At 54.8% G+C, this 25,642-nt stretch carries 22 protein-coding genes and 3 pseudogenes; 5 read left to right on the top strand and 20 right to left on the bottom strand.

Annotated elements, in window-relative coordinates:
* Positions 1-3: 3 nt before the first annotated feature.
* The 11 genes and pseudogenes from mltG to M3A44_07385 form a co-directional block, all read right to left on the bottom strand.
* Positions 4-1,008, bottom strand: coding sequence for an endolytic transglycosylase MltG (gene mltG, locus M3A44_07435; protein ID MEQ6341478.1), 1,005 nt, complete (start codon positions 1,006-1,008; stop codon positions 4-6).
* 64 nt (positions 1,009-1,072) lie between these two features.
* Positions 1,073-1,957, bottom strand: coding sequence for an aminodeoxychorismate lyase (pabC, locus tag M3A44_07430; protein MEQ6341477.1), 885 nt, complete (start codon positions 1,955-1,957; stop codon positions 1,073-1,075).
* Positions 1,957-3,420 carry an aminodeoxychorismate synthase component I gene (locus M3A44_07425; protein ID MEQ6341476.1) on the bottom strand — a complete coding sequence of 488 codons (1,464 nt, stop codon included), beginning with the start codon at positions 3,418-3,420 and terminating at the stop codon, positions 1,957-1,959. The genes pabC and M3A44_07425 overlap by 1 nt, the downstream gene beginning before the upstream one ends.
* A gap of 74 nt (positions 3,421-3,494) precedes the next feature.
* A pseudogene (gene fabF / locus M3A44_07420) lies at positions 3,495-4,701 on the bottom strand (beta-ketoacyl-ACP synthase II).
* Positions 4,702-4,859: 158 nt separating this feature from the next.
* A complete protein-coding gene (gene acpP / locus M3A44_07415; protein MEQ6341475.1) occupies positions 4,860-5,099 on the bottom strand; it encodes an acyl carrier protein in 240 nt (79 codons plus the stop codon).
* 111 nt (positions 5,100-5,210) lie between these two features.
* Complete coding sequence (gene fabG, locus M3A44_07410) at positions 5,211-5,954, bottom strand: 3-oxoacyl-ACP reductase FabG (GenBank protein MEQ6341474.1); 744 nt, start codon at positions 5,952-5,954, stop codon at positions 5,211-5,213.
* 97 nt (positions 5,955-6,051) lie between these two features.
* Entirely contained in the window at positions 6,052-7,011 is a 960-nt protein-coding gene (fabD, locus tag M3A44_07405) for an ACP S-malonyltransferase (protein ID MEQ6341473.1), read from the bottom strand.
* Positions 7,012-7,081: 70 nt separating this feature from the next.
* A complete protein-coding gene (locus M3A44_07400; GenBank protein ID MEQ6341472.1) occupies positions 7,082-8,050 on the bottom strand; it encodes a ketoacyl-ACP synthase III in 969 nt (322 codons plus the stop codon).
* A complete protein-coding gene (plsX, locus tag M3A44_07395; GenBank protein ID MEQ6341471.1) occupies positions 8,047-9,042 on the bottom strand; it encodes a phosphate acyltransferase PlsX in 996 nt (331 codons plus the stop codon). The genes M3A44_07400 and plsX overlap by 4 nt, the downstream gene beginning before the upstream one ends.
* 30 nt (positions 9,043-9,072) lie before the next feature.
* Positions 9,073-9,252, bottom strand: a complete 180-nt coding sequence (gene rpmF / locus M3A44_07390) for a 50S ribosomal protein L32 (protein ID MEQ6341470.1) — start codon at positions 9,250-9,252, stop codon at positions 9,073-9,075.
* Between the two features lie 64 nt (positions 9,253-9,316).
* The gene (locus tag M3A44_07385) at positions 9,317-9,835 is read right to left on the bottom strand and encodes a YceD family protein (GenBank protein MEQ6341469.1); all 519 of its coding nucleotides are present in this window, start codon (positions 9,833-9,835) and stop codon (positions 9,317-9,319) included.
* A gap of 186 nt (positions 9,836-10,021) precedes the next feature.
* On the opposite strand from M3A44_07385, the gene M3A44_07380 reads away from it, so the two are divergent.
* The 4 genes and pseudogenes from M3A44_07380 (at position 10,022) to mtgA (ending at position 14,728) form a co-directional block, all read left to right on the top strand.
* Positions 10,022-11,455, top strand: coding sequence for an acetyl-CoA carboxylase biotin carboxylase subunit (locus M3A44_07380; protein ID MEQ6341468.1), 1,434 nt, complete (start codon positions 10,022-10,024; stop codon positions 11,453-11,455).
* Between the two features lie 20 nt (positions 11,456-11,475).
* The gene (gene oadA / locus M3A44_07375; protein ID MEQ6341467.1) at positions 11,476-13,293 is read left to right on the top strand and encodes a sodium-extruding oxaloacetate decarboxylase subunit alpha; all 1,818 of its coding nucleotides are present in this window, start codon (positions 11,476-11,478) and stop codon (positions 13,291-13,293) included.
* Positions 13,280-13,891, top strand: a complete 612-nt coding sequence (locus M3A44_07370) for a Maf family nucleotide pyrophosphatase (GenBank protein ID MEQ6341466.1) — start codon at positions 13,280-13,282, stop codon at positions 13,889-13,891. The genes oadA and M3A44_07370 overlap by 14 nt, the downstream gene beginning before the upstream one ends.
* Positions 13,892-14,053: 162 nt before the next feature.
* Positions 14,054-14,728, top strand: a pseudogene (gene mtgA / locus M3A44_07365) (monofunctional biosynthetic peptidoglycan transglycosylase).
* Between the two features lie 284 nt (positions 14,729-15,012).
* On the opposite strand, the gene M3A44_07360 reads toward mtgA, so the two are convergent.
* The 9 genes and pseudogenes from M3A44_07360 to M3A44_07320 form a co-directional block, all read right to left on the bottom strand.
* Complete coding sequence (locus tag M3A44_07360) at positions 15,013-18,243, bottom strand: hypothetical protein (protein MEQ6341465.1); 3,231 nt, start codon at positions 18,241-18,243, stop codon at positions 15,013-15,015.
* A 93-nt stretch (positions 18,244-18,336) separates the two neighbouring features.
* Positions 18,337-18,471: pseudogene (locus M3A44_07355) on the bottom strand (IS1595 family transposase).
* Positions 18,472-18,575: 104 nt separating this feature from the next.
* On the bottom strand, positions 18,576-20,348 hold the full coding sequence (locus M3A44_07350; GenBank protein ID MEQ6341464.1) for a hypothetical protein: 1,773 nt from the start codon (positions 20,346-20,348) through the stop codon (positions 18,576-18,578).
* A 50-nt stretch (positions 20,349-20,398) separates the two neighbouring features.
* Positions 20,399-21,565 (bottom strand): class I SAM-dependent methyltransferase, encoded by a 1,167-nt coding sequence (locus M3A44_07345; protein ID MEQ6341463.1) that lies wholly within the window; start codon positions 21,563-21,565, stop codon positions 20,399-20,401.
* Between the two features lie 116 nt (positions 21,566-21,681).
* Positions 21,682-21,969, bottom strand: coding sequence for a hypothetical protein (locus M3A44_07340; GenBank protein ID MEQ6341462.1), 288 nt, complete (start codon positions 21,967-21,969; stop codon positions 21,682-21,684).
* 35 nt (positions 21,970-22,004) lie between these two features.
* Positions 22,005-22,415 carry a BON domain-containing protein gene (locus tag M3A44_07335; protein MEQ6341461.1) on the bottom strand — a complete coding sequence of 137 codons (411 nt, stop codon included), beginning with the start codon at positions 22,413-22,415 and terminating at the stop codon, positions 22,005-22,007.
* 179 nt (positions 22,416-22,594) lie between these two features.
* A complete protein-coding gene (locus tag M3A44_07330; protein ID MEQ6341460.1) occupies positions 22,595-22,744 on the bottom strand; it encodes a lmo0937 family membrane protein in 150 nt (49 codons plus the stop codon).
* A 243-nt stretch (positions 22,745-22,987) separates the two neighbouring features.
* Complete coding sequence (locus tag M3A44_07325; GenBank protein MEQ6341459.1) at positions 22,988-23,299, bottom strand: BON domain-containing protein; 312 nt, start codon at positions 23,297-23,299, stop codon at positions 22,988-22,990.
* Positions 23,300-23,657: 358 nt separating this feature from the next.
* Positions 23,658-24,719, bottom strand: a complete 1,062-nt coding sequence (locus M3A44_07320) for a PA0069 family radical SAM protein (protein ID MEQ6341458.1) — start codon at positions 24,717-24,719, stop codon at positions 23,658-23,660.
* Between the two features lie 138 nt (positions 24,720-24,857).
* Between M3A44_07320 and M3A44_07315 the strand changes: the two genes are divergently transcribed.
* Positions 24,858-25,598: a class I SAM-dependent methyltransferase gene (locus M3A44_07315; protein ID MEQ6341457.1), complete on the top strand. Its 741-nt coding sequence runs from the start codon at positions 24,858-24,860 to the stop codon at positions 25,596-25,598.
* The last annotated feature ends 44 nt before the right edge of the window (positions 25,599-25,642 follow it).

Raw genomic sequence — 25,642 nt, 5'->3', positions numbered from 1 at the left:
TGTTCAGTGCAACTGATACTTCCTCACCGCATTATTATGCTCTTGCAGTGTTTCCGAAAAATAGTGCCGGCCATCGCCTCGCGCCACAAAATACAAGGCCTTGCCTGGCGCCGGATGCACTGCCGCTTGCAGGGCATCACCACCGGGCATGGCTATCGGCGTGGGCGGCAGGCCACGGCGCAGATAGGTATTGTACGGGGTATCCGCCGTAAGGTCATGCTTGCGCAGGTTACCGTCAAACGCATCACCCAGACCGTAAATAATGGTGGGATCGGTGGCCAGCGGCATGCCGATCTTCAGGCGGCGGATGAATACGCCCGCGATCATAGGGCGCTCGGCAGGTGCGGCGGTTTCTTTCTCGACGATGGAGGCCATGATCAGCGCCTCATAAGGCGTCTTATAGGGCAGGTCCGGGCTACGCTTTTGCCAGGCTTCCTCCAGGCGTTGGCCCATCAAACGGTAGGCGCGCTGTAAAAATGCCACATCAGTGAAATTGCCGGAAAACTGGTAAGTATCCGGGTAAAAACGCCCTTCCGGGTGTTGGTCCGGCCAGCCCAGCTTGGCCATGATCTGCTGATCCGTCAGGCCAGACAGGGTGTGTATCAACTTCGGATGGCTGTTGACGGCGGCCATCACCTGACGGAAGTTCCAGCCTTCAACGACAGTAAGCGCATATCCCACCACCTTACCCGTCACGAGATTGTCCAGCAACTCCACGGGCGTCATCACGGAGGTCAACCGGTATTCGCCCGCTTTGATGCTGTGCTCCTTGCCCTGCCAGCGCGCCAGCCATACGAGGTAGGTTGGGTGATCAATCATGCCGCGCCGCGCAAGATCTCTTGCAACCTCCTTCAAACCGGCGCCAGGCATGACGGTATAAGAGACGTTCTTTTCCGGAATGTGCAACGGAGTTTCGACGAATTGCGTCATATCCATGTACAGCCAGCCGAAGGCAAAGCTGCCGAACAGTATGAGGAAGCCGGTAAGTTTGAACAGAGTGTTTCGCATGGTGGTCAGGTTTAGGCAAAAAAATCAGCGCCAAAGCACCAATAGTATTCGATGACAAGTATCTTTATTTCTGCAACTCCCGCTCTCTGATCATCGCAGCAATATAGCCTGTTATCGGACGATGCGCCGGAAAATCAATCCCCGCGCAGTGCCTCACTGGCCACACGCCAATCAGGCTGTTGCATAGAAACGCCTCATCGGAGGACTTTACATCATCAAGTGTGATTTGTGTGATGTCGACCGGAATACCTGCGTCTCGCGCGCCATCAAGGATACATCCGCGCATCACGCCCGCCACGCCGCATCGCTTCAGGTCCGGGGTCAGCAGACGTCCATTGCGCACAATAAAGAAATTGCTCATCGTGCCTTCGATGACATGACCTTCGCCATCCAGCATCAGCCCTTCCGGGATCGCCGAATCATCCCATTCACTGCGCGCCAGTACCTGCTCCAGGCGATTGAGATGCTTAATGCCTGCTAGCGCGGTATTGCTGCCCATGCGGATTGAGCATAGCCGCACGGGCACCCCCTCAATCCAAAACGCCGAGGGATATTCCGGCCACGCATAAAGCGCAACCAGCCGGGTAGGTTGTACCGCGCCGGGTCGCTCCCGACCTCCTGTCTCTTGCGACACTAGCACATCCCTGTGCGTCGAAGGTGGCGCACGATACCCTCGGCCACCGCTGCCACGGGTGATGATGATTTTGAGCACACCTTCGGCGACACCATCGCACAACTGCAATGACTCGCGCAGGAGCTGTGCGGCATCTATCGGGGCAATGCCAAGTCGCTCACAGCCAAGCAAAAGGCGCTGCATGTGCCTGTCCCATAGCGCAGGCGCACCATCACGTACGGCAATGGTCTCAAACAGACCATCACCGTAATGCAGGCCACGGTCATTGGCGTCGATGCTCGTGCCCGGCACACCATTCACCAGCATCCCCATCATTAACCTTCCTCCTTTGCAGCAGGAGGGCCAAGCGGAAACTCCACGCCCAGCGCCAATAACAACCCACGTGCCTTGGCGCGAGTTTCCTCCAGTTCGGCCTCCGGCATGGAGTCGGCCACGATACCTGCACCGACGCGGAGCTGCACGTGGTTGTCTTCCACCCACATGGTACGAATCAGGATATTCAGATCCAAACTCCCATCATGATTGAGATAGCCCATCGAGCCGGTATAGGGTCCGCGCGCCGCTTGCTCAAGCTCGGCAATGATTTCCATGCAGCGCACCTTGGGGCAACCGGTGATGGTGCCGCCGGGGAATACTGCGCGGATCACCTGCCCCGGCGTTACATCGGTGCGCTTGGTGCCGCGCACATTGGAAACGATGTGGTGCACATGGGCATAGGACTCCAAACCCATCAACTCATCCACTTCCACGCTGCCGGGCACACACACACGCCCCAGATCGTTGCGCTCCAAGTCGATCAGCATCACATGTTCGGCACGCTCCTTGGGGTGGGCAAGCAAGGTCTGCGACAACGCACGATCTTCATCGCCGATACCGCGTGGCCGGGTGCCTGCGATGGGGCGGGTCTCGACAACATCGTCGCGCACCCGCACCAAACGCTCCGGCGAGGAGCTTAGTATCGCGCTGCCATTGTATGTCACCAGTCCAGCGAATGGCGCCGGGTTATGCCACCGGAGATTCCGGTAAAGTTGCGCACAGGTAATACCTTCCGTCAGCACACCGGAATAGGCACGCGACAAATTAACCTGGAACACATCACCATCGACAATGTAGTCTTTAATGCGCCGCACCGCGTTCAGATACCGCTCCGGCTCGTCCTCCCGCACGTCCGTTTGTATATGGGACAGATCGTCATCCGCACCTATCGTTACAGCGTCCAGATCGCGCATCATCTCATCCAGTAATAACGCATGAGAATCCTCAGCCACGAGAAAGGTCTGTTTCAGCGAGTGGTCCCTGATAACAGCCGCAGGAATACGTGTAGCGAACGCGATGGGCAGGGATGAGGTAAGCCTGGACAAATCAAGGGACAGATCAAGACAGGGCTCAACCTGTCCGGCAAGTTCATAACCAAGATAGACAAACCACCCGCCTGAAAACGGCAGGTTCGATTCAGCATCCGTGGTGGGTATACGTTCTCTTGCCCACCAGGCATCGAGGTTATCCAGAAAATCCAGCCCATTGACAAGCAGGCCGTCACCGTTGAGAGTGTGAAAAGCGGTCAGCGGCCGCTCCCGGCATCGTACCTCCCGCGACACTTGTGCATCCATGCACAGCGCGAGTGACTGCCCCGGAAAGGCAAACAGGATGTCATAACGGGCATGCGGGGTACCGTGAGCAACGCTCTCCAGCAGGAAGGGATAACGTTGCGGATGGGCCAGGTGTAACCCTAGCAGATCTTGATAGATGTCGAGCTGGCGTATCAGTTTTGCAGTCAACCCAGGGCAAAGAAGTAATATTTAACTACAACGATAGCCAGGAGAGCGAAACACTCTCCTGGCAATCAACACACTCAGCGCAGCTTGCTCACTACCAACGTCGCGTTGGTTCCGCCAAACCCAAACGAGTTGGACAGCACATTGTCAATCTTCATCTGTCGCGCCGTATTGGGCACATAATCCAGATCGCATTCGGGATCCGGCGTAATAATATTGATCGTGGGCGGGGCAACCTGATCGCGTATCGCAAGCACACTGAAAATCGCCTCGATGCCACCCGCTGCGCCCAGCAAATGGCCAGTCATAGACTTGGTGGAACTCACAGCCAGACGGTAGGCATGTTCACCGAAGGCTGCCTTGAGCGCCTGGGTTTCAATCTTGTCACCCGCAGGGGTGGACGTGCCGTGGGCATTGATATAGCTGATATCATCAAAATTGAGGCGCGCATCGCGCAGTGCGTTGACCATGCAGCGCCGCGCCCCGTCACCACCCTCGGAAGGGAGGGTCATGTGATAGGCATCGCCGCTCATGCCGAAGCCAGTCAGTTCCGCATAAATTGTGGCGCCGCGTTTCTTGGCGAATTCGTATTCTTCCAGCACCACCACGCCCGCACCATCGCTGAGCACAAAGCCATCGCGGTCTTTATCCCAGGGACGGCTGGCGGTCTGGGGGTCATCGTTGCGGGTGGACAATGCCCGCGCCGCAGAAAACCCGCCCAGCCCGCTGGGGGACGTCGCCATCTCCGCGCCGCCCGCCACCATCACGTCGGCATCACCATACATGATGATACGCGCCGCCTCGCCGATATTGTGCGCCCCCGTAGAACAGGCGGACACCAGCGCAATATTCGGCCCCTTCATGCCATACATTATCGATACATTACCAGAGATCATGTTGATGATATTGCTGGGGACGAAGAACGGCGAAATCTTGCGTGGACCGCCATCCAGGAAGTTTTGGTATCCCTTCTCAATGCCCGGCAGACCACCGATGCCAGAGCCTATCGCAACCCCGATGCGCTCAGCATTCTCTTCAGTAACCTCCAGGCCGGCATCCGCAATCGCCTCTTTTGCCGCCGCGACGCCGTAGTGGATGAAAGGGTCCATTTTTTTTTACATCTTTCGGAAGGACATAATTCGTAGGATCAAAATTCCATACGGAGCCGCCAAAACGCGTCGGGAAATCCGAGACATTAAAATGGGTAATCGGGCCAATACCGCTCTTGCCCGCCAGGATATTGTCCCAGGATTCCTTGACCGTCAGGCCTACAGGTCCAACCATGCCAAGCCCGGTTATGACGACACGTCTTTTTGCACTCACGTTTGCTCTATCCCTTCAAGTTACATCAGAAATACGGCGGGGCATAAACAAAAGGCCGCCACCACAACTGTGGTATGCGGCCCCCATCCGGTAGTCTTCTTATTTAATTTGGCGAGTATTCAGTGGCTCAGATGGGTATTGACGTAATCAATAGCCTGCTGAACAGTAGTGATCTTTTCTGCTTCTTCATCGGGTATTTCGCACTCGAATTCTTCCTCAAGCGCCATGACCAGCTCCACAGTGTCAAGCGAATCAGCGCCAAGATCATCCACGAATGAAGACGTATTGCTCACCTCTTCATCCTTCACCCCTAATTGTTCTACAACGATCTTCTTGACGCGTTCTTCGACAGTGCTCATGACAGGTAAATCCTCCAGGTATGTAAATAGCAGATTAACTGCAAACGGTATTTTATTGAAAAAGTACTACAGATGCTAGTTGTTTAGCTGTAAACCGTGCGCTACTGCGCATCAATTCATGTACATCCCGCCATTGACATGCAAAGTCTCACCGGTAATGTAGGAAGCCGAGGGCGATGCCAGAAAAGCCACCGCCGCCGCGATATCCTCGACACGGCCCAGACGAGTCAGCGGAATTTGCTGCAATAGTGCCATTTTCTGCTCCTCGGGCAAGGCGCGCGTCATATCGGTATCGATAAAGCCGGGGGCTACGACGTTGACGGTGATATTGCGTGCCGCCGCCTCGCGCGCCAAGGCCTTGCTAAAGCCAATGATCCCCGCCTTGGCAGCGGCATAGTTGGTCTGGCCAGCATTGCCGGTGCATCCCACCACTGAGGCAATACTGATGATGCGCCCCTTACGTGCCTTCATCATGGCCCGCAAACAGGCCTTGGAAAGACGGAAAACAGACGTGAGATTTGTGTTAATGATGCTATCCCATTCATCGTCCTTCATACGAATCAGCAAGTTATCGCGCGTGACGCCAGCATTATTGACCAATATCCCCGGCGCACCGAAATCTTTCTCGATCTTTTCCAGCGCGGCGTCAATAGATACCTGATTAGTGACGTCCAACACCAATCCGACACCCTTTAACTCGTTATCGACTAGATACTTAGAAATCTTTTCTGCGGCTTCCGGTGAGGTTGCTGTACCGATCACCACAGCACCCTGGCGCCCGAGCTCCAGTGCTATCGCGCGCCCAATCCCGCGGCTCGCGCCGGTCACGAGAGCAATCTCGTTATTCAAAGACATTTGACCCCCACCTACCAAAACAGTTTACAACGTTACCCGGCAAGGTTTATGCCAGTATCGGCTGCTGGCGACACTCGTGCATCCATGCACTTCGGCGCTATGCCGGGAGCGGCCAAGCCTGAAGCGCCTCATCCAGGGTGACCGGATCGAACACCGGCAGCGCCGTCATGTCACGTTCAATACGCTTGTTAAGCCCGGCAAGCACTTTGCCGGGGCCACATTCTACCAAACTTTTCACCCCCGCGTTTGCCATGGCGCGAATAGTTTCCACCCAGCGCACCGGGTTGTACAACTGCCTGACCAGCGCATCGCGGATTTTATCCGCCTCGACACAAACAGCCACATCGGCATTGTTAATGACGGGTATTTCGGGTGTTTTCAATGCAACCGTTTGCAACAGTACGGCGAGGCGATCGGCGGCGGGCTTCATCAACAGGCAGTGCGATGGCACACTCACCGGCAGCATAAGAGCGCGCTTGGCACCGGCCTGCTTGGCCAGCTCGACGGCACGCGCCACCGCCGCCGCCGTCCCTGCCACCACCACCTGACCGGGGGAATTGAAATTCACCGCCGCCACCACCTCAGCCAATGACGCGCCGGGGGCGACCGCCGCCTCCGCACATACCTGGATCACCTGCGCATCCTCAAGGCCGAGAATCGCCGCCATCGCACCCTCGCCTGCGGGCACGGCCTCCTGCATGTAGCGCCCACGCTCCGCAACGAGACGCACAGCGTCGTTAAAATCCAGCGCGCCAGCGCATACCAGCGCCGTGTACTCACCCAGGCTATGCCCGGCCATCATCATAGGCCTGGCGCCCTGCCGGGTCTGCCAGACGCGCCATACTGCAACCCCCGCAGCAAGCATGACGGGCTGGGTCTTATGGGTCTGATTCAGCTCCGTTTCCGGGCCGGACTGAACCAGATCCCACAGATCATAACCCAGGACCTCCGAGACCTGACCAAAGGTCTGGCGCACCTCTGGATAGGCAGCGGCCAGTTCCGCGAGCATCCCCACGGATTGCGAACCTTGACCGGGAAAGACAAAAGCAAGCGACATCGGCGTATCCTGGAAAAAACTTGATATTATTGACGTTACTTTTTGGCTTTCAATAGAATATTAGGAGGCATTAATACTTAATTAATGCCGATCCCCAAGTAAACCCCGCACCAAAGGCCTCCAGCAATAGCGTATCGCCACGCTGGATGCGGCCATCCCGTACTGCGACATCCAGCGCCAGCGGCACCGAGGCCGCCGAGGTGTTGCCGTGTTCGCCTACGGTGACAACCACCCGCTCCATGGGCATTTTCAGCTTTTTGGCGGTGGCCTCGATGATGCGAATATTCGCCTGGTGCGGCACCAGCCAATCGACATCGGACTTTTCGAGCTGATTAGCCGCCAGCGTCTCATCAACAATACGCCCCAGGGTATTCACGGCGACTTTGAAAACCTCATTACCCTGCATCTTAACGTAAGTACTGCCCTGTTGAATGTTTTCAAAGCCTTGCGAGATGCCGTAGGGGATGGTCAGCAGGTTTTCATAGATGCCATCGGAATGTAAATGCGTTGACAGGATGCCCGGCGTATCGCTGGCGCCAAGCACTACCGCGCCAGCGCCATCACCGAACAGCACGCAGGTGCCGCGGTCGGTCCAGTCAACGACGCGCGACATGGTTTCCGCGCCCACCACCAGGACATTGCGCGCACTACCGGAACGGATAAACTTGTCCGCAATATCCAAGGCATAGATGAAGCCGGTGCAGGCGGCCTGAAGATCAAAGGCCGCCGGGCCGTGAATATTCAAACGCCGCTGGAGCAGACAGGCAGTGCTGGGAAACACTCGGTCCGGGGTGGTGGTTGCCACCACAATGAGATCGATATCGGAGGCCTGGATGCCCGCCGCTTCGATGGCGCGCCGCGCAGCGACTTCGCTCATGTCGCAAGTGGTCTCACCGGGGGCTGCGATGTGACGCTTGCGGATGCCGGTACGCTCCACGATCCACTGATCCGTGGTGTCGACCATCTTTTCAATATCGGCGTTGGTCAACACCTTCTCAGGCAGGTAACCACCGGTGCCGATGATGCGCGAATATTTCAACTTGCATGCCTCTCTGTCAGGAAGGTTTCCAGTTGTTTTCTGATGCGTTGCGGCACGTCCTTTTTGACCTCGGTCACCGCCTCCTTGATGGCGTTGGCGAACGAAAATGCATCTGCACTGCCGTGACTTTTGATGACGATCCCCTGCAATCCCACCAGGCTTGCGCCGTTATACTGGCGGGGATCGATCTTGGCGCGAAACGCCTTCAATACCGGCATCGCCACCAATGCCACCGATCGGGTAAAAATCGAGCGCTTGAATTCCTGCTTCATGTAGTGGCTGATCATTTTCGCCACGCCTTCGCTGGTTTTCAGCGCGACATTCCCAATAAAACCATCACACACCACGACGTCGACGCTGCCTTTATAGATGTCATCGCCCTCGACGAAACCCACATAATGGATGTCGCTGGCGGCGAGCATGCGCGCGGCCTCCTTGACCGTCTCGTTGCCCTTGATCTCTTCCTCGCCGATATTGAGCAGGCCGACCCGCGGTCGCTCGATGTTATCAACCGCGCTGGTCAACACTGACCCCATTACGGCGAACTGGAATAAATGCTCGGCGGTCGAATCCACGTTCGCGCCCAGATCGAGCATATGGGTGTGCCCCGTCATTGTTGGCAAGGCGGAGATGATGGCGGGCCGGTCGATGCCAGGCAAGGTTTTCAACACATAACGGGCGGTGGCCATCAATGCGCCCGTGTTGCCAGCGCTGACACAGGCCTGGGCGCGGCCAGCCTTGACCAGATCAATGGCGACACGCATTGATGAATCCTTCTTCCCACGCAATGCCTGGGAAGGCGACTCATGCATTTCTACACATTGAGAGGCGTGTTGGAGCTGCAACCTGTCACTGATCTGCGCATGATGCACCAGCAGTTCCTTGGCAAGGATATCCTGATCGCCCACGAGAATCAGCGTGAGATCAGGCTGCTCGGCAAGCACACTCAGGGCGGCGGGTACAACCACATGGGGGCCATGATCGCCCCCCATGGCATCCAGCGCGAGAGTAAGACCCAAGTCTTACTCGCCCTTGGTGTTGAGAATCTTGCGGCCGCGGTAATAACCGTCCGGGCTGATGTGATGGCGCAGATGGGTTTCACCCGTGGTGGGCTCAACCGACAGAGTGGCCGAGGTCAGCGCGTCATGGGATCTGCGCATGCCACGCTTGGAGGGGGTTTTACGATTCTGCTGTACGGCCATTTTTCATACTCCTGCTATATTTAAAGCGTTTATAAATTATCCAAGCAACCAGCTATGGTCGCTGTTACGTCTTCTTCAGCTGAGCCAGCACTGCAAACGGGTTTTTCTTGCCTTCCTGGGCTGGCTCCTCTTGTACTTCAACAACACGCTCTTGCCACGCCGGGCACTGCTGCTCGGGGTGCATCGGTGCCACCGGCAAGACCAGCAGCAATTCGTCCTCGACCATCTCCTTTAGAGAAACAGGCACCACGCCCACAACCAACGGTTCATAGGCGCTTGGCAAAGTCTCGGCTTCCTGCATCGAAACCACCACACCCAATGCCACATTCGCCTCCAGTGGTAGCTTCATTGGCTGTAGGCATCGCTGGCAAATAACATCCAACTGTGTGCGCAGGGATCCGTGAACGCAACGAATCCCCTCCAGATCCACATCGAACACCAGCTCGAAATCCACCGCACCTTGCGTCGAACACAATGAAGGCGCAAGCCGCACCATGCCTGACACAGCTACTTGCCCCTGCAACACCGCTCGGGCATCAGCAAGGCGTATAGGATCTATATATTCGGGCGGCTGACTGGGCATAAGCCGGGCATTTTACAATCTGCAGGCACCTCCTGTCAAAAATGCCTGACAAATCCAACTCTTCCATTTTAGATTGCTCGTTGCGGCCTTGACTGCAACGATTGATTCCCGTAGAACTCGACAATTAAAGAAAGACAGGCGCAGGCCGATTCTCTGATAACACAACCAACCCGCGAGGGCAGCCGCTTGATCAAGAAAGTTTTGATCGCCAACCGTGGCGAAATCGCCGTGCGCATTGTGCGTGCATGCGCGGAGATGGGCATCAAATCGGCAGCGATCTATACCGATGCCGACCGCCATGCCCTGCACGTCAAGAAGGCCGACGAAGCCTATAACATCGGCCCCGAGTCGGTCGCTGGCTACTTGAATGCCCACCGCATCACCAATCTGGCAGTGGCCACCGGCTGCGATGCACTGCATCCTGGCTATGGTTTTTTGTCGGAAAACCCCGAACTGGCCGAGATTTGCGCACGCCGCAACATCCGCTTCATCGGCCCCTCCGCCGACGTAATTCGCCACATGGGCGATAAAATCGCCGCACGCCAGGCAATGATTGCCGCAGGCATTCCGGTCATACCGGGCAGCGAAGGCAATCTTAGCGGTATTGACGAGGCGTTGGCACGTGCCGCTGAGTTCGGCTACCCGGTAATGCTCAAGGCCACCTCGGGGGGCGGGGGGCGCGGCATCCGGCGCTGCGAAAACGCCGAGGATCTGAGGAAAAATTATGATCGCGTGATCTCCGAGGCCACCAAGGCGTTCGGCAGCGCGGAGATCTTTCTGGAAAAGTGTATCGTCAATCCGCGCCACATTGAAATGCAGGTGCTGGGCGACCACCACGGCAATGTAATTCACCTGTTCGAGCGCGACTGCTCGATCCAGCGCCGCCACCAGAAATTGATTGAGATTGCACCGTCGCCACAACTTACCGATCAGCAACGCGCATTTTTGGGTGACCTTGCCGTGCGCGCCGCGCAAGCCGTCGGCTACCAGAATGCCGGAACCGTGGAATTTCTGCTGGATGCCGAGGGAAATTTCTATTTCATGGAAATGAATACCCGCTTGCAGGTGGAGCACACGGTCACGGAACAGATCACCGGCATCGATATTGTGCGCGAACAGATCCGCATCGCGGCGGGACTTCGCCTGCGCTACCGGCAGGATGAGGTGCAGCGCCGCGGTTACGCCATGGAATTCCGCATCAATGCGGAAGACCCAAAAAACGGCTTCCTGCCCAGTTTCGGGCGTATTACCCGCTATTTTGCGCCCGGCGGCCCTGGTGTGCGCACCGATGGCGCGATATACACCGGCTATGACATACCGCCCTACTATGATTCACTGTGTGTGAAGCTGACCGTGTGGGCGCTAACCTGGGATGAGGTGCTGGACCGCGCCAATCGCGCCCTGCAGGACATCGGCGTGTACGGCATCAAGACCACCATCCCTTATCATCTGGAAATCATTCGCTCGCCAGAGTTCCAGAATGCTACATTTGATACCAGTTTCGTGGAAAACCATCCCGAACTGATAAACTATTCCGTGCGTCGCCCGCCGCGCGAATTGGCCGCCGTGATTGCCGCTGCCATATACGCGCACATGGCTACGGCCAACGCCCACTCTTAACCCAGCAACGAGTGCCTGACATGTCCCGCGTCTACATCACCGACACCATATTGCGCGATGCACACCAATCGCTGATTGCCACTCGGATGCGCACCGAGGATATGCTGCCGATCTGCGCCAAGCTGGATCAGGTGGGTTTCTGGTCTCTGGAGGTCTGGGGAGGTGCAACGTTTGATGCCTGCCTGCGATTTCTCAAGGAAGATCCATGGGAGCGCCTGAAAAAGCTCAGGACGGCGCTGCCCAACACGCGACTGCAAATGCTGTTGCGCGGACAAAATCTACTCGGTTACCGCCATTATTCCGATGATGTGGTGCGCGCCTTCGTGCAGCGTGCCGCCGCCGATGGCATCGACGTATTCCGTATTTTCGATGCGCTCAACGACACCCGTAATCTGCGCGTATCCATCGAGTCCGTTAAGGCTGCGGGCAAGCACGCTCAAGGTACGATGTGCTATACCACCAGCCCCATGCACAGCATCCCCAAATTCGTTGAGATGGCGCGCGAGCTGCAAGCAATGGGCTGCGACAGCATTGCCATCAAGGATATGGCCGGGTTGCTCACACCGATGGTCACCGCGGAATTGGTGCGTCACCTGGTCAACGCGGTTAAAATCCCGGTTCATTTACATTCCCATGCCACCTCTGGCCTGGCAAGCATGTGTCAGTTAAAGGCTGTTGAAAACGGCTGCCGCCACATCGACACTGCAATTTCCAGCTTCTCCGGTGGCACCAGCCATCCGCCCACCGAGAGCATGGTCGCTGCGCTCCGCGGCACACAATACGACACTGGCCTCAATCTCGAACTGCTGCAAGAAATCGGTTTTTATTTCTACGATGTGCGCAAAAAATACCAACGCTTCGAGAGCGAGTACACGGGCATCGATACGCGTGTTCAAGTCAACCAGATTCCCGGCGGCATGATCTCCAATCTCGCCAACCAGTTGCGCGAACAGGGGGCATTGGACCGCATGAATGAGGTGCTGGCGGAAATCCCGCAGGTACGCGAAGACCTGGGATTCCCTCCCCTGGTCACACCCACGTCGCAAATCGTAGGCACGCAAGCACTGCTCAATGTATTGGCGGGCGCACGTTACAAGACCATCACCAATGAGGTAAAATTTTATTTGCAAGGGCGATACGGCAAGACGCCGGGGACAGTAAACACCATCGTGCGCCAACAGGCTATCGGCAATGAAGAAGCCATTGATTGCCGTCCTGCGGACCTGCTCAAGGATGAGATGGAAACACTGCGTAACGACATCGGCGTTCTTGCAACGTCCGAAGAAGACGTATTGAGCTACGCCATGTTCCCTGAAATCGCCCGCACATTTCTCGAACAGCGCGCCACGGGCACGCTCGTGCCCGAACCGCTTGAGATAGCACACGAAGGCGCCGCCATACGTGGCGCAACACCTGTGGAATTCAACGTCACCCTGCATGGCGAGAGCTATCACATCCACGTAACAGGCAGCGGCCACCAGGAGAGCAACCGGCGGCCCTTCTATGTCTCTGTGGACGGTTTGCCCGAAGAGATTATTGTTGAAACGTTGCAGGAACTCACCCCTGCATCCGAGCCTACGAAACAAGCCACAGGCAAAGGCAGCAGGCGGCCGCGAGCCCAGGCACCAGGCCATGTCACCACCTCCATGCCGGGTACGATTGTCGAAGTCCTGGTGAAACTGGGAGACACCGTGAAGGCGGGCGACCCGGTACTGGTGACCGAAGCCATGAAGATGGAAACTGAAGTGCAGGCACCGATTGCCGGAAAGGTAATCTCCGTGAATGTGCGCAAAGGCGATAACGTTAACCCCGACGAGGCACTGATTGAAATCGGCTGATCATAACAATGGGCACAAGCGGCAGCAGTTAATTCTGGCCTCATCCTCCCCTTTTAGAAAAGAGTTGCTGCATCGGCTGGGCTTGCCATTCAACGCCATCCCACCGCAAGCCGATGAAACACCGCTGCCCGGCGAATCACCGGAAAGTCTTGTGGCACGGCTCGCCGGCGCGAAGGCACACGCGATCGCGCAACAACACACCGATGCGCTGATCATCGGCTCCGATCAGGTGGCGGTGCTGGATGGCGAAACTCTGGGGAAACCGGGCAATCATGACAATGCGGTAAAGCAACTCGCCAACGCCTCCGGTAAACGCGTGGAATTTCTAACCGGATTGTGCCTGCTCAATAGCGCCACCCGACGCATGCAGGTGGATGTCATCCCCTTCGCCGTTGTGTTTCGTGTGCTGAGCGCGGCGCAGATCGAAAATTATCTGCGGCACGAGCAGCCGTATAATTGCGCGGGCTCATTCAAATCGGAAGGCCTGGGAATCGCGCTTTTCGACAAGCTGGAAGGCGAAGACCCTACCGCACTCATCGGCCTACCATTGATCAGCCTGGTGCGGATGCTGGAGCACGAGGGTGTAAGAGTTATTTAAGCCCAGGTTGTCCCACGGCGAAATAGAGCTACACCGCCGTTCGTGGTGAGCTTGTCGAACCATGAACGGCCCTTCGACAGGCCCAGGGCGAACGGTTTTGGAGCGTGGGACAATCGGGTTAAGATTTTACGTTTAGACGCAAACGCGCAAAGATAATATTCAATGAAGTTTCTTACAAAATGGCTCTGGCGCGGCTTTATCCTCGCCCTGCTCGCAGCACTGCTTTACCAAGGCTGGATCTACTGGCAAGTAACACGCCTCGACACCCACACCCCTGAAGATACCGCGCTAATGCGCGGGCGTCTGGCGGAAATGGAAGCGGAATCAAAGCCGGCCCACATCGACTATCGCTGGGTGCCGATGCCGCGCATCTCACGCTATCTGCAACGTGCCATCATCGCCTCGGAAGACGCCACCTTTTACAGTCACGAAGGCTTCGACTGGGAAGGCATCAAGGTCGCCGCGGAAAAGAACATAAAACAGGGCAAGGTCGTCGCGGGCGGCAGCACCATCACCCAGCAGCTCGCCAAAAACCTGTTCCTCTCCACCCAGCGCACCCCGTGGCGCAAAGGGGAAGAGGCCATCATCACAGTGATGCTGGAAAAAAGCCTGAGCAAACAGCGCATCTTCGAGATCTACCTGAACGTGATCGAATGGGGTAACGGCATATTCGGCGCAGAGGCCGCAGCCCACCACTACTTCGGCAAATCAGCGGCGAAACTGACACCCCGCGAAGCCGCGTGGCTGGCCGCCATCGTACCCAATCCGCGCTATTACGATACCCACCGCAACGCGCGCCGAGCAACACGCAAGACCAAGATCATCCTGGCGCGCATGGCAATACGTTACGGCCGTGACTTCAACGCCGCACCACGCCTCATCGCGCCACCTGCGAAACCCGCGCCGGAACTCGACATGCCGAAAGAAACTGAGCCCTCGGTGGAGCCGGAAACGGCCCCCACACCTCCGACCAACATGGAATCAAGCCAGCCACAAGCCGCACCGCCCTCAGACGATAGCGCGCCACCTTCTATGGAGCCGCAATAAGCCTATAAAAAGCAGTTAGCCACAAAGTTCACATAGAAAAAACGAATTGTGTGGCTAACTGCCTTTTATCAGGGCTATTCGCCATCAGGCTGTAGGCTCTGTCGAATCGCTTCCGTTTCGGCAGAGGGGGATAACCCCAGAACGGTACTGAAGGTTTTCCGGCAGCGCTGATAAACAGCAAGAGCTTCGGCGCGACGCCCTTGGCGCTGGTGGCAGCGCATCAGCCTTTGATAGATCGCCTCCGATAGCGGGTCGACTTCGAGAGCTTTGTTGTAGCAATCCACTGCTCGATCCCATAGCTTGGACTGCTCCAGGCGGTAACACAAATCGCCCAACTGACGCAGGAATTTGCTCTTCAGGCGTTCTCGCGGGGCCATGGCCCAGGAATATTCCTCCTGATGCAGAAACGGGCCTTGGTAAAGCCTGAACACTCTGTCAAACAACTCCGGGGGATTGTTTTTATTAACCTGTGAATCTTGTAGTTGACCCATGGCGCGAGCCAGAGACCAGGCATCCACCCAACAATGGCGCGCATCCAGCGATAGTTTTCCATTTTGCAGTACCAGCGCTCTGTCATAATCGAGAAATTTCCGTAGGCGATGCAATGTGGTATCGAAGGCCTGCCGTGCTATGTCACCCTCGGCCTCTGGCCATAGCGCTTCGGCAAGCTGCTCGACGCTGACATCCCGCCCACCAAAGGCCAGCAACGCCTTCAGCAACTCTACCGGCTTGCGCTGCCCCTTGGCGCTGAAGAGAATCGGCTCACCCTGCCTGAGTACCTGAAAACGACCCAGCGAGTAAATTTTCAAAGGCCAGGGCCATTGATCGGAAAATAGCTCAACATCATCCGCCACGCCTAAACAACGCTGCCTGATGTAGGCCTTGACGTGATCTACTTCAATCTCTGCATCCAGGGCGTAAGCACACAGCCTGGAGATATCGGAGGGCTTCCAGTAAGGCAGGCTGACGTTACCCATTTTCTTGTTCAGGGCACATACCCGGCGCAGCAAGGAAACACCTGCTGTCCGCTTTCCTTGATCCAGCGCGTATAGCGACAGACGCGCCAAGGCGTGGTATTCGATAAGATCGCTACGCATGCTGCGGCCAATGCGTCGACCATGAGCAAGATGTACTAGCGCCTGACGGTTTTGCCCGCGCTCGAAAAGGATTTGCGCCAGGCCTATCAAGCACAGCGCCAAAGGAAAAGGCGTACCCGCCGTCGTCGCCAGGCGCACAGATGTTTCGGCGTGCTCTACCGCATGAGGCAGATTGCCCTTCAACAAGGCCAGCCAGGCCGCCTGATAATGATAGTAGCCAACATCCAGCATACGGGTAGCGTTCAATACCGGCGCCATGCGTTGTAGATACTCCTCGGCCAATGGTAAATTACCCGCCACTAGTGCGCCCGCCGCTCCTTGGGCAAGTACCAGATAATCCCTGACATGAACGCCAGTTTGTATGGCGACCCTCCATCCTTCCTCGACTGCATTGCAGCAGGCCTCCGTGGAGCCCGCCAGCCAATTGTAAAAGCCTTCCTGGAGCAGCCAGGTAATTTGTATTAGCGGGGGTACATCGGGCGCGCGAACCTCTTTTTCCAATGAGCGGAAGATCATCCACGCTTTGGCAAAATTGCCTATCCAGAAATAATAGGGCAGAAGGTTGATACCCATGATAAGCCGCTGATTTCTGTCAGCGCAACTTTCCATGAGCGTCTTGAGCCGCTCTTCCCACACGGGCAGCAGGTGATGTTGAGGGCAGTTATAGATCAAGGTTCCGAACATGCTCGACAGCACGCGAATCTCGATATCAAGCGATGGGAAGCCAGGGTTCCTTTCAAGCAGGATGTTCAGTTCAGCAATCCATTTGTTCAGTGGCGTGAAATTTCCCCATTCATAGCGATACGTGTCCACCACGCCAGCCCACGCCAGATATTGACCCACGGCGTTATTTTCTGCCTTGAAAAGTGCATAGGCCTTTTCATGATGCCCTCGCGCCTCTTCTGTGGAAAAAGGTAGTCGGCACACACCCAACCAGTACAACAGCCACGCCGTATGTTCGATAACACTGCTAGGCAATGCGCGAATCCAGCCTTCAAGGGTTTGACAGCGCCCTTGGGCAGTCAGGGTAGCCGCGTGCTTCAACATCACTGTCGCGGCTGCTTCCCAATCCGCCCGTGTGATGTACAGCATGATAGCCTCGTCTATCTGACCCGCGCGCTCCAGAATCTGCGCTGCGCTGCGCTGAATCTCAAACAAACGCTCGGCGGAGAAGAACGCTCTGGCCTGCGACAACAGGAATCCACGAAACAAACCGTGATATTGATATAAGGTTTCGGTGCCGCTGAATTTCTCGGTGAAGTAATGTTTGCGGCTAAACTCGGAAAGAATGTCACCGGCATCGGGCCTTCCAGTGAGCTGCACCACCATGTCTTCCGTCATATCCTGAAAGCACGCACTCATCAATAGAAACTCTTGCATCTCTGCGTCTGCTTTCAGAAAAATTTCATCCGCGAAGTAATCGGAAATAATCTGAAGCGTATCCTTGTCTACCGCAAGGGGCAACACGGTGCGTGCTTTGGCATGTTCCAACATCAACACCAGGCCTGCCGTCCATCCCCGTGTCTTGTCATGAAGACGCCGCAACGCGGCCTCATCGACCTCATCAGCACCATACATCGCGGCAATATCGCGGACTTCATCGAAAGTTAAATTGAGCTCATCGGCATCAATAACTTTCATTCTTCGATTAAGGCGCAAACGGGCGAAAGCCGGGGGCGGAGCGCCACGGCTCGTCAAAATCACCGATGCACCTACCGGCAACTCCGAGAGGCTGTGCTGTACGATTTGGTAAAGATCGGATCTCTCGTCTATTTCATGACAGTCATCCAGCACCAGAACAAATGGCGCATCGAGGCAGCGGTACAGTTCGCTGAAATATCTTTTGGTAAACGCGGGAAGGTCAGCCAGGTATTCCGCTGTGAACAGCGGCAGACTGGTTTTGTGCGGAAGAGCAATATTTTTATATTGTGCGGCCAGGCCCAGATAGTAAAAGAAATTGGCAGGATCTTTATCCCGGCTATCAACCTGGTACCACAGAACACGCAGACCACGCGCTTGCTGATAGCTGGATAACAGGGCGGTCTTGCCCGAGCCTGGCGGGCCGGAAACCCAGATAATAGGGTGCTGTCGACTGTCATCGAGCAATTGAAAGAGCCGCTCGCGAGGACATATGTTCACCCCTTGAGGCAAGGCGGTTTTAGCAGGCGAAAATGGCTGCGCGGAGGCCGAATGAGCAAGTATGGGCATGATGTAGTCCGTCCCTTTTGACTAATCCAAGCAATCATTATAAGCAGTAAAACTTACAGATAGCTTACATATTCGATAAAATGGGTATCTCCTTCAGCCAAGTAACAGGGGTTTTCCGTGAATAATGGAACTGTAGGGTGCCGGCCCAACGAAAACGGCCTGCTGGACGAGGCGGTGAAAGGGTAATCCGCGGGAACTTGAGCGGCGGCGGTTAAAGCGAAACGTGAACACCGATAGTGTCACTATTTTTTGCAAAGCCTTTTGGGGGAGTGAAGCACCCATGAAGGGCGTAATACCTGCCCTTGGGGTATATCCAAGCCCCCCGAACAGAATTAATTTTTAGATTCATTCCCATATTTCAGAACGATTTTTTGCACTATCTGAGAATCATCCGCTGGAAAAACATAGCTGTTTGTCTCGCTCTGTAGATTGGGCGCTGCCTTTTCTATATTTGTTTTCAAATATGCTTCCAGATCCCGAAAATCAGCTATCCCGCTCGTTATACCTTCCAGTAAATAATAGGTAATCCAATTAGTCGCATCTCCGGTCGCCGTTGAGTTTGCGCCAATTATATACGCCCCCGGATAACTCTCATTATATCTCGGTATATCTGTGGCGCTCCTGCAAGAGGAGATAAGGAAGATCATTTTTTTGTTGATCGGGGCAGATTGCCCCCTGAACACCCTGCTTTCTTGACCGCTATGACTTCGCGACACCACAATATCTATGCCACTCAAATGTTCATTAATATCATATCCTTTTCTTCTTTCCGGATCGCCCTTTATTAAGGAAAGCAATATCTTGCCTTTTTTAAGCATGACCTTGTCTTCGTCATTTAAAAAGAACGTGTAACCATGCGATTTAAAAAAACCTAGCGCTGCTTGATAATGGTCTCGCTCGGCATCTCTATCGGCAAAAACAATATGCACTATCAACGGCCGATCAAGCATCTCTTCCAGCGATATATTCTCTTCAACATCAGACCCAATCTCCTTCTTGAACTTCGAAATATTTTCGAATTGCAGGGCATTCAGGTATGTCAGTTGATCTTCGTAGACAACTACAAGTGCAGCAAGAAGCCTCTTGTTACTCCCCGTAGCTTCGTCGTGCAATTTCATCAGATACTCCTGAAATTCCTTCTGATACTGGAATTCCTTTCTGCGAAGAATATCTTCGACAAACAAAGCTAATCTCAGAGCAAAGGTGTTGACTTCTTTAGGAGACAAGTCCTTAAACAAAAGATCCATGACCTCATACAACGAACGAGATGTTGTCACAACATATTCCAACATACTAAAGTGGGCTGATTGAAGGATGAAATCTTTATAAAAGAGCCCCCTGGGGTCTAAGTCATGCAATAAGGTATTCAAATCTTTATTTTGACCGCTGGCCTGTTTTTCCAGCTCCACAAAAATTATCTTTGCTAAAGCCGTGAAGTTCTCTCTGGAGAGGAAAGAAACATATAAAAAATACGGGTTATTCTTAAAGCTGTTATCCCTAAATCTTGCCTGCAATTCCTTCTCGTTGTGATTAGCCAAATAACCCTGCCGAAGTAGCAAGACTTTATCTTCCCCCACCCTCCTTAACACGGCTATCGCGCGATCATTTCCATCATCATTGGCCAATCCGATCAACGCGCTCAATGCAGTGTTATTGTTGTAAGAAGCAAGAAAAGCAAGCTGCCAGACTGCCTTTTTCTTTTTATATTCATCAGGACGAAGATAAGAAATTTTCTCTTTCACTCGAGGGTTATAAGAAATTTTCGCCATCAATATGTTATAGGCAGCGTGATCGCTCGCTGCTCGGTCGATCAACTCAACAATCTCTTGCTCATCTGCGGACCCTTCTTGGCCGCTCACCCCATCCGCCGCCTGGGCTTCTTTACCCACAATTGCAAATAGACCATTCACAACCGAGGACAACATCTGCTCCACTATCAAATTATTATTAGCAAGGGGCCGTAACTGCATGTGCTGCATGTATGGAATGTCAGACTGCAAAGCGTCTGCAGCAGGGAATGGTAAGACGGCTAGCCATATAGCAGTTACAACCAGGATTAACGCTTGAACCTGAATTTTCAGCAATGATTGCAGAAATGCCGCCATAGCGCCTCCTAGGACGCTCCATGTTGAGCTAATAATCCAAGGCTGATCGCTCAAGCATCCTGGGGCCGTTCCAGAACCACACGGTACGCATCCATCCCGCGGCTGAGAAAGGCGTAAGCTGAGCCCCAAAGATAGAGCCGAAAGCGGCGGTAGAGCATCTCGCCCCAGCGGCTGACAATCTCGTCCCGGGCTAATTCCAGATTCTCGGCCCAAGCCTTGCAGGTGAGGAAGTAGCTGTGGCGATCGTTGTGAACCGTCAACACCTCCAGCGGTGTTTTAGCCACTGCGTTCAGGAACTCGTGCAGACAGAAGTAGGAATGGTCCCCCGGAAAGATATAGCGGGAGACGAAGGTGGGTTTGGAATATTTTTCCCGGAAGGCGCTGGCGTCGAGGTACACACGTCCACCCGGTTTCAGCAAGCGTTGAAACTGCCGCAGCACGGCCGGATAATCGGGAAGGTGTTCCATCACCCCCAGAATCACAATCGCATCAAAAGGCTCAGGCGAGGTGTACTCCAAAAAGTCCTGGTTCAGCACGTGACAGGGGAGTTGGAGCCGCTTTACCAGGTCTATCAAAAACTCCTCTGAGTGGCGGGAAATAGTCAGTGAGGTGACCTGTATGCCGCGCCGTCCGGCATGCTCCATAAAGCTACCCCAGCCGCCACCGACATCCAGGACGCGATCGCCCGGCTGCAGCCGGCACGAGTCGATGGCAAAATCCAGCTTGCGGCGCTGCGCCGTTTCCAGCGTTTCGTCATCGCGCTCAAATACTGCTTGCGAATAGCAGCGCGTCGCGTCCATGAATGTCAGATAAAACTCGTTGCTGAAATCATAATGACTGGCGATAGCCTGCCGGTCGGTCTCCACCCGCCCGACGAACAACGGCGTAATCCGACGCCACAGTGTGTGCAGTGGATGGCGGTCGCTCAACACTCCTCGGAGGCTGACGAACCCTAGCATATCCCCTGCTACGTCCAGGCTACCGGCCATGTATGCCTCACAAATCCTCAGCTCATCCAATCCGCCAAGTGCAACCAATCCGTCGCGATCCTTGACGAGCACCTTAACAGCGGGCTCCCCCTTCCCAAAGCGATAGATACGATCTCCCCACAACCGAATCTCAAATGGGGTTTTGACCTGATCGGCTAACCGCTTCTGAATCAGACGAAATATTCTGTCATATCGCGTCACCAATGCAGCTTCAGCAGATTGACCCATCAATTGTCCCTCCCCATGAAACCATCAAAACTCCAACCCATCCCCTTGTAAGGCATAAATCAGTCTAGAGGCCAGTGAAATAATCAACAATTCAAACCTGCCCCTCTACATCCGCTTCACTTGAATTTGGAAATGGCTTGAGCTATGCCGGCCCTTAGGTCATCCCAGACCTTATCCGCGGTCACTTTGACCTTTTCCCAGGCATCGCCACTTGCATCCTCCAACTCTTTGATCTTTTTGGCGGCCTCACGCTGTTTGGCGTGTAATACATCGAGTTCCTGAGCATACTTGAGCTTCACGTCCGCCCCTGCATTTTCCACCTTTGCAGCGAACAGGTTAATTTGAGCGCTCCATTCTTTCAGTTGCGCCTCCAGCTTTTGCTTATATGCATCTTTCGTTTCCATGAGTTACTCCTTAAGGGGCGCGTTACAATTCGTCCTTACTTGGTTGAGTTCACCACCAGCTGGTTTTCTACTCCTTTTACTCCAGCCACAGCGCCAGCTATTTCTTTGGCCCTATCACTGCTTTGCTGCGAGTCAATCGATCCGCTCAGTGTCGTCACGCCTTTCGTGGTGTCAATATTGATCTGCAGAACCCTGAGACCAGGCTCCGCAAGAATGGCTGCTTTGACTTTAGCGGTGATCGCGGCATCATCGAGGGCCTCACCGGCCTTATCGCTTTGCTCGCCAAGCTTCTTTGATGCCTCGTCCATCTTATCGCCGACCTTCTCGGCCGCTTGGTCTATTGACTTGCCCGCCGTTTCTGCCGGATGTTGTTTGTCGCATGCGGCAAGCCCAACAGCGAGAATCATCGAGGCCTCTGCTAATAGAAATCTTTTTGAAACATCCATTCGCAGCAATCCTTCCGTTCTATATATGGTTTAAGGACCCGATGACGAGGAACATCACAAAACGCACCCGTCACAAGGCCCAATTGATCAACCGATTAAATGCAGAGCTGCACGCAGCCCTGAGATCGAGTAATCCGCCGCACCACTCCGGCCACTGCCCAAGCGTATCTCAGCGGGCACTACAAGACCCTTCGCCCTTGAATGACGCGAATCACAATCACCACGATCGCGATGACCAAAAGAATGTGAATGAGTCCGCCCATTGTGTATGAGGAGACCAACCCAAGTATCCAGAGGATAATTAAAATGACTGCAATAGTTTCGAGCATTTTTGTTACTCCTTCTGATTCTGACTTATCTGACCATCACTCCAAGACGACCATAAACGACATCTTCGGCGTAAGCCCATCGGAGTGAAAGTATCTTCCGCATTTCTGGTGTTAGCGGCTTCTGCCAGTACCGAATGTCAGTGAGCATCGCCTTAAGGCGCGGTCACATACGCCGGTAGCCGACCCACGGTTCCCGGATGTCGGCACCGGGAACCGTGGGGGTGACAAGCCGATTTATTACGTTCACTTAACCCGCATGTCATTCTTTACGGATTTCACACCGTTGACACTGCGTGCAACTTCGATCGCCTTCTCAATGGCGCCCTGAGAAGTGACGAAACCACTCAACTGAACAATGCCTTTAAAGGTTTCGACGTTAATCTCGGCCGACTTCAAGGATGGTTCATTGAAAATAGCAGCCTTCACTTTTGTGGTAATGACAGTGTCGTCAACAAACTCCCCGGTTCCCTCATGCTTTGGCGTGGATGCACAACCCAGCATAGACGCCAGCATAACAGCCAAAAATAATGCGGAAAAATATTTGAGTTGTTTCATGATTAAATTCTCCATATTGTGCTGATCTGCGACCCAAAAGTCATATGATCAAAAAGCCCGCTAAGACACTGGCAGATAGACATGATCAAGATTGGTAATGACATGTCTCCTTTTCCTTAACTACGGCATCAATATAACTCCGGCCAACTCCAGAAACTTTGATCTAGATCAAAGAAAATAGAGATTCATTCGTCATATTGATTGGCATCACAATCAACATTGTCACCCACCAGCTCTAGCAGGATGTGAAAAAACCGCTCTTTTTCCATGGTATTTTTGATACGAAATGCAAAAAGTGTCGGGCACAGATTGGCGGTGATGCAGGAGCAGCATGCCCAGCAACGCCCTCACAAGCCTGTCAAAACAATGTTAACTGATCACCGCCACGAACTGGCACGCAAAATTGACGGGTATCCAGCCGCAGGCGTTCCTGATTCAGCCCCAGCCGCTTGCAAGCCAGGTGGAAACGGTTATCAATCATATCCGCATAGATACCCGTGCCCCTCATGCGCGTGCCGAAATTAGCATCATACTCTTTCCCATCGCGGGCTTGCCGGATCAGGCTCATGACATGCTCGGCCCTGAGCGGGGCATGAACCGTCAGCCACTCCTTGAACAAGTCCTTGATCTCCAGCGGCAGACGTAAAAACACATAACCCGCCCAGCGCGCACCCGCCTCGTTTGCCGCCTTCAGAATGGCCTCCATCTCATGGTCATTCAGCGCGGGGATAACGGGCGCGGTGAGCACACCGGTAGGGATGCCCGCCGCATGCAGCGCGCGGATGGTCTCGATGCGGCGTTGCGGAGCGGCGGCGCGCGGCTCCATGCGACGTGCCAACGACCTGTCCAGCGTGGTTACCGACACATACACTGTCACCAGGTTTTTCTTTGCCATCGACGCGAGGATGTCGATGTCCCGCTCCACCAGCGCAGATTTGGTAACTATCGCCACCGGATGCTGATGCGCCGCCAGCACCTCAAGCACAGAGCGCGTGATGCGCCGCTCGCGCTCGATGGGTTGATAGCAATCGGTATTCGCGCCCAAGGCGATAACTTGGCAATCATAATTTGGCTTACGCAGCTCTTCCGCCAACAGGCGTGCGGCGTCGGGCTTGGCGAACAGACGGCTTTCAAAATCCCGTCCTGGCGACAACCCCTGATAGGCATGGGTAGGGCGTGCAAAGCAATAAATGCAGCCGTGCTCGCAGCCGCGATAGGGATTGATCGAGCGATCAAACGGCACATCCGGTGAAGCGTTGCGCGAGATGATCGTGCGCGCGGCCTCATTGGTGACGGTGGTCTTGAGCGCGCGCGGCTCCTCATCAAGGCTGCCCCAGCCATCATCAATGGCGACATGAGTATGCGCCTCATAACGCCCGTCATCGTTGCTGACCGCGCCGCGTCCTTTAAACGGGATCATTGACACCCTGCCTCCAACATTACGAAAATCCAATCATCCCCCTTGCGGAGGATAGAACATTATAATGCGCCATAACTATCAGAGCTTAAAGACATCAAATATCCCACTGACATCGCCGTAGCCCCAGAAACCCCGGAACTGCTTCAGGAAGCGGCGCGTATCGCTGCCGAGTTTGGTCTGGCTCAAATAGATGCGCCATCACCCGACTATCCATTCATCCTGGCCGTCACCCCCGCACGGCTGGAGCTGCGCGATATGGGACCCAACGCCGCAGGGTCTATCTATGTGGACTTTGCAGGAGGCACGGCGAAGCATCGCCGCCGTTTTGGCGGTGGGCGCGGACAACCCCTGGCGCGCGCGATCGGCCTCAAGGGCGGCACCACACCCAATGTGCTTGATGCGACGGCAGGATTGGGTCGAGACGCCTTCGTGCTGGCATGTCTGGGCTGCAAGGTACATTTGCTGGAACGTTCGCCCGTTGCATGCGCGCTGTTGCAAGACGGCCTGAAGCGAGCCAGCAGCGACCCTGAAATCGGCGCAATGGTGCGCGAGCGAATGACGCTGAGCTTTGGCGATGCCCTCGCCTTCATGCTTCAAATCAGCGAGCTTGCGCGTCCGGAAGTGGTCTACCTCGACCCCATGTATCCGCCGCGCACAAAGAGTGCCATGGTGAAAAAGGAAATGCGCGTATTTCACACACTGATCGGCAAAGACGAAGATGCACCCGCCCTACTCGAAGCGGCCCTGAAATGTGCCCGCAAGCGCGTCGTTGTGAAACGCCCACGACTCGCTGACGCTATCGCCGGCCCCAAGCCAAGCATGACGATTGAAGGCAAGAATACGCGGTTCGACGTGTATTTGATCCCGACAACCTTATAAGAAACTCAATCAAGCAGATAAAACCACAGGGGTTTCAGAAAATT

It is taken from the genome of Gammaproteobacteria bacterium, assembly GCA_040183005.1.
Taxonomy (GTDB): domain Bacteria; phylum Pseudomonadota; class Gammaproteobacteria.
The sequence above is the reverse complement of the archived record's forward strand: the minus strand, read 5'-3'. Positions and strand labels throughout refer to the sequence as shown.